This window comes from Endozoicomonas sp. SESOKO3 (genome assembly GCF_024606255.1).
On the sequence record NZ_JAHHPR010000599.1, the window covers coordinates 1 to 1,738 of the forward strand.

Here is a 1,738-nt window from a genome sequence, read left to right on the forward strand (position 1 = left end):
CCGTAGCTCAGCTCTGCCAGAAGGGGTTGATCTTTCTGGCGCAGACCCTCCTGATATTCAGGTAGAACCTGACTCAGGGATTCACCGGAAGCAACACGGCTAATCACTTTGGCTGCTGCCAGTCGAACGGAAGATTGTTTGGCCATTAGTTGAATTTTGTCCCGGGTATAAACATATCCCTGCGGCTGTTGAGCAGGTCCTGAACGGGCATGGCACGACTGCCAGATAACTGTACATTAGTCAGACGGAGTATGCCTTTTGCACAGGCAATATCCAGACCTGATTTGTCAGCCTTAATCAGAGTGCCGGGTGTTTCAGCGTGGTTTTCTTCAACCCGTTCTGCCTCCCAGACCCGAATGGCGATCCCTTCCAACTCGGTTGTCGCTACTGGCCAAGGGTTAAATGCCCGTATCAGGCAGTCAAGATTAGCTGCTGTTTTGTGCCAATCAATGCGGGCTTCTTCCTTAGTCATTTTGTGGGCGTAACTGGTATAACGGTCATCCTGCTTTTCCGCAGTAATAGTGCCTTCAGCGATAGCATTAATGGCTTCGATCAGGGCCGGCTGGCCTACTTCGATCAGGCGGTCATGCAAATTGGAAGATGTGTCTGTTTTGTGAATCGGGCAGTGGGCTTTAATCAGCATATCGCCAGTATCCAGGCCTTCATCCATCTGCATAATGGTGACTCCGGACTCTTCGTCTCCGGCCGCAATGGCCCTCTGGATAGGGGCTGCACCGCGCCAGCGCGGCAGAATCGATCCATGCACATTGATGCAGCCAAAGGTTGGAATATCCAGAACACTCTTCGGAAGTATGAGACCATAGGCTACTACAATCATCAGATCTGGCTTGAGTGCGGCGAGCTGTTCACGGGCAGCTTCATCTTTTTTCAGAGACAGTGGCTGGAACACTGGGATATTATGTTGCAGCGCCAGCGCTTTCACCGGGCTGGGCTTCAGTTTTCTGCCCCGTCCCGCCGGTCTGTCTGGCTGGGTGTATACGGCAATGACTTCATGCTGACTGTCTATGACCGCTTGACTGTCCAGAACCGCTTGAAGGTGGGCGCTGGCAAAATCCGGAGTACCGGCAAAGACAATACGAAGGCTTTTCATTGGGTTTTCTACAAGCTCGACAGAACGATAGGGTTGGCGGCGATGATAGATAAAGTAAGGGGCTGAGTAAAATCTGAGTCCCCCCGGAACTCATCTTCCGGGAGGTCTTCAGAAGCATTAAGCCATAGCAAGGCGCTTGTTTTTCACCAGTTTTTTGCGAATACGTTCCTGTTTCAGGCGCGACAGATAATCCACGAACAGTTTGCCATTCAAGTGATCCATCTCATGCTGTACGCAGACAGCAGGCAGGCCATCGAGATCTTTTGAGTATGGGTTTCCGTCTCTGTCCAGGGCAGTCAAACGGACTTGAGCCGGACGATCCAGCAGCTCGAAAAATCCCGGGATGGACAGACAGCCTTCAGAGAGATCCGTTAATTCGTCGGTCAGAGGTTCGAACGTTGGATTGATCAGAACCATTGGCTCGTTGCCATCATCGGAAAAGTCCATCACGACAATGCGCAGATGGATATCGACCTGAGTGGCTGCCAGACCAACGCCCCCGGATTTGTACATGGTTTCAAGCATGTCATCGATTATTTTACGAATATCGTCGTTTACTTCAGCCACGGGCTCGGCAATGGTGCGAAGTCTTTCGTCAGGGTATTGAAGGATTTCCAGAAGCGCCAT

2 protein-coding genes are annotated in these 1,738 nt (G+C 51.4%); both read right to left on the reverse strand.

All coding sequences use genetic code 11. The features are described 5' to 3' along the window. Nucleotides 1-145: 145 nt before the first annotated feature. Nucleotides 146-1,111 (reverse strand): methionyl-tRNA formyltransferase, encoded by a 966-nt coding sequence (gene fmt, locus KDK18_RS10280; RefSeq protein ID WP_257254810.1) that lies wholly within the window; start codon nt 1,109-1,111, stop codon nt 146-148. Nucleotides 1,112-1,228: 117 nt separating this feature from the next. Further along, the coding region (def, locus tag KDK18_RS10285) for a peptide deformylase (protein WP_257254811.1) at nt 1,229-1,738 on the reverse strand (510 nt) is incomplete at its 5' end.

Bases quoted from the DNA above. Each gene is read 5' to 3' on its own strand.
- fmt (WP_257254810.1), bottom strand. From the start codon at position 1,111: ATGAAAAGCCTTCGTATTGTCTTTGCCGGTACTCCGGATTTTGCCAGC.